Raw genomic sequence first — 4254 nt, forward strand, 5'->3', positions numbered from 1 at the left:
CCGAAATAGTATAAATATTTAAAGAAGCATTATCATCATTTAATGTGCTATAAACAGATAATGTTCCTGTATTTTCAGTTAATGGATTTGGAGACAAAACGAGTTTGTTACTATTGAATTTTGCATCATTAATTGAAAGTGTACTTCTGTTTACTTGTATGGTTTGATTGTAAACTTCTGCATCATCTAGATTTAATAATCTTAATCTATAATAAATTATACTTTCTGTTGTGTTATCTATAAAATTATAACTAGCTGGTGTATAATTTGTTCCAGAACCCAATTGTTCATTTATTTGAGTGAAGTTTACATTGTCGGTGCTGCTCTCTAAAATAAATTTTTTAGAACGGTATTCTTGATTGGTATCCCATTTTATTGTTACTGGATTGTTATTTTGATAATTAGTATAAAAATTTGTTATTAATGACTGTTTAATAACAGGATTTTCTTCAACAAAAACATTTAGGGTAGTATTTAGTATTCCTATTGCTATTTTGAAAGTAGTTTCTCCAGGGATAGTTCCTTTAATTGTTTTATCGTCTATACGTTGAAGTATAGTTGCGTTTCCAAGTGTATAAGCGATACCGCTTAATTCATTTATTCTTCTTTCAACACCATCGCTGTATGTTCCTAGAAGCTCAAACTGATAATTATCTAGCTCTTGAATTCTAATATTAGAATAATCAAAACGGATGGATTGAAGAGTTATGGTTGGTGGAATCTGAACAATTGGTTCGTATGAACTTTCACCTATCATTTGACCACCACTGAAACCGTAAGCAGTAATTTTAAACTTGCCAATAAACTCCTGCGGAATTGTGAATGTAAAGGTATTTGTTGTAGTTAAATTGCCAACTTTTTTAAAAATATAGACATTATCACTTCCTGAATAATCATAAGAAATAATAATTTTATCCAAATTTTGTTGAATAACATCAAATGTAATGACATTACCAGGATTAATAGTTCCAGTTAATGATGTAGGATTAATAACTAGACTTTTATCGTTTGTGTCATTGTTATTTCTATTTATATAACCAAAATTTAGATTTGGTAAAAAATTATATGTTAACTCAGGAGGGTTAAAACCACCAATAGTAAAATTTGTAGTTGATGATTTAAAATTTTGTTTTAATAACTCAAAAATTCGATTTTGTACTTCTGGATTTGTAGTGACACCTGAACTATTTCCTAGAATATCAACATCAGCAATGTGACCGATATTTTGACCAACAATATTACTAACAAATCTTGAATCTAAGCCTGCTTCCATACTACTTTTAGGTACGATAAGATCATTAGTTTCACCTCCTAAAAGATGTTTCATAAATCCATCAAATCCTTGTGCAACATTTGATGGTAGTAAACTAGTTTGTACAGCTTCTGCTAAAAGTAATAAACTAAAATCAGCTTTAGAAGTTTTATTTATATCTGCAAAACTTACATTGCTACATAGAATTGGACGTATCTGACAAAGTGAAAAATTTGTAGCAATTGCATGAATTGGTATTTCAGCATCTTTAAAAGTATTTAAGTTTGATCTTAAATTAAGCTTTTTTATAAAATCTGTTGTAATATCATTATTTGAAGGTTTTATACTGTCTATTTCAACTAATAAATTTTTTGCTCCCCAATTATTTAATTGATCAGCCCTTGGGACAGGAACTGGAAGAGTGAGTAATAAATCTGAAATAGATTTTGGCGTGGTACTGGTAATTATTGGTACAAATGGTATTAGTGGATTAAAGGAGAATTTTATATAAGAAGGAATTAATATCCTTTTATCTAAAATAGCATTTGCAGCCTGTGAACCCGAGTGAGGTGTATTTAATGTAATTAAAGAGTTTATATCTTTTTTATAACTTGTTCTAGGAGAAATCCCTTCAACATATGCACGGGTATATAATCCACCACGACTATGTACAATAATGTTAACTTTTCCAGCGGATACTTTCTTATTAAGTGCCTGAAAACGAAGCTCTTCTATATTTGATGGTATTATATCAGCATCAACTTCAAATTCATTTTCAGCTAATTTTTTATCTTTTCTCCAATTTTTTAGTAATTCAGAATCAGTAAAACCTTTTGTTTTTAGAAAGTCCTCTATTTTTTGTACAGAATTAATATCTGCCCAAACTCCATGACCTATTAAAACTGGTGGTAAACAAAATTTAATAGGATGATCAAATACAGTAACAATATTATTAGGATCTCTTCTGTCTTCTATTATTAATCTAAAATTTGCATAATGCTTACCAGATACAAAGTCGGTTTCATTAATATATTCTGGATGTTTATATATAATGTCTATGTGTTCTAAATTATCTAACGTTAATCCATTTTCATAGTAGGAAGGTGGTTTTAAGTCAAAATGTCCATATCGAGCAATATAAGATTCTGATCCTGGTGTTCCTTCTCCTTCTGAATAATTATTATCTTTTATTTTAATTTTGAAGAAACTATCATTTTCATAAAAATCTCTAGGAACACTGGTTTTATACCTGAAAACTGTCGAAGTTGTTCCGTCAACAGAAATACAAGGGATTTTTTCTTCACTTGGTTCAGATGTAGTAACTTTGAATAATTCTGCAAATGCTCTGTAATTTTCTTTTCCATTTGAAGTTTCTCTATATGGTGCGTCTTTATTATCAACATGATATGATAAAATATCACCACCTGGTAAATAACTTCTCATAATACCATTGGCAGTTGTAATCCAAGAAAAATAAGGACTTAATTTTCCTTCTGTAGCACCACCAGTAATATTATTTGATAACATGTTTGGGTCGTATACGCATCTTGTTGATAGATAGTCTAATTTTGAGTAAAGTTTATATGAATCTAACGAATCTACTGGACCAGCTCCGTCATATACAATGAGTCCATTGTTTGTACCCATATAAACTCTTCCTAATGCGTCACCCCATATAGCATTGTCATTGAATTTAGTGTCAGAAGGCATGATAGTGGGGTCTTTTATATTGAACCATATAGGATTATTTCCTTTTTTATCAGTTTTCATAATAGAAAATCCATTACCTACAACATTTGTAGTTACCCAAGATCCTCTAGAATTATTTCTATAAACGCCGTTTATAGTGCCTAGATTTATACTTTGAGTAAATTTCATTTGGTCTCGCAAGTAGCGATTTTTAAAAATCCCATTTAAATCATATTCAATAACTTGATTACCTGCATTATCATATCTGTCTACAGCCATCCAGATTCCAGTTTTGTCGGATGAGATAGCGCGACAATTTCTTGTAGCTCTTCCAGATGTATTTACAGGATCGCAAGTAAATGGTGGATAAGGGAAATTCAAATCTGGATTTGTTGGAAAAGTATTATTTTGTGAGTATGTACTTTTTGAAGTAAAAATGGCATCGGTAGCTTTTTTGTATGATAATGTACCACAAGTGATAATGAAATCTCCACTTCCTCCACCCAAAGTATTTACTAATGTAAATCCTTGGGCTGACCATACTGTATTATTTTTATCTACTGTCAAAGCTTTCGAATTTCTTGTGGCATAACCATCATTTACATTCATTCTTGGGCCTCTGGAGTAACAGTCATCATTTGAAGCTGCAAGATGCGTTGATACTCCTCCAGTAATACGTTCAATACCACCAAATTGACCGCTTAAGCTCCCAGTTCCATTATGACCAACCCAAATAGTACCAGATTGATCAGCAGCTAATGTTTGAATGTTTAATGTTGAAAGCACGAAAGGCGAAGTTCCTAGTGTTAATGATGAAAAACTAGAACTACCACTTGGTTTGTAGAAAAGCCCAAGTCGATTTGTTCCAGCCCAAACATTTTTATCTTTATCAACCGTAATCGTGGTAAATGCAGTTCCTTCATAAAATGTTTTAAATCTAGGTTCGATTGGAGTTTGATTTTGTCCTGTAACGTTTAAGTAACATAGCACAAAAAGACATAGAATATTTTTTTTTAAATTAATTGTTTTCATTGTTTTTGTTTATTCAGTTGTCTTACACTGATTAGAAATCACTTAAAAAATTAAATTAAAAAAATAATGCGATTCAAAAGTTATGAATCGCATTATTTTTAAAATATTATTGTTGAAAAACTAACTTAACCGTTTTAGCGAATTCTTTAGTTTTAATCTGAACCAAATAAATGCCGTTACTAGCTCCAGAAGGCATTTCAAAAGTTACTTTTTGCTCTTTATTACCCAAAATTGAACATTGTTTGGAGTAAATAAGTTTACCCGAAATAGTATAAATATTT

At 30.5% G+C, this 4254-nt stretch carries 2 protein-coding genes; both read right to left on the reverse strand.

Features of this window, described 5'->3' with window-relative positions; translation table 11 throughout:
- The coding region (locus RMO70_RS15875) for a hypothetical protein (protein WP_310557422.1) at positions 1 to 3973 on the reverse strand (3973 nt) is incomplete at its 3' end.
- 106 nt (positions 3974 to 4079) lie between these two features.
- Entirely contained in the window at positions 4080 to 4250 is a 171-nt protein-coding gene (locus RMO70_RS16975; protein WP_409025067.1) for a T9SS type A sorting domain-containing protein, read from the reverse strand.
- Positions 4251 to 4254: the final 4 nt, after the last annotated feature.

The organism is Flavobacterium sp. (assembly GCF_031422135.1).
Classification (GTDB): domain Bacteria; phylum Bacteroidota; class Bacteroidia; order Flavobacteriales; family Flavobacteriaceae; genus Flavobacterium.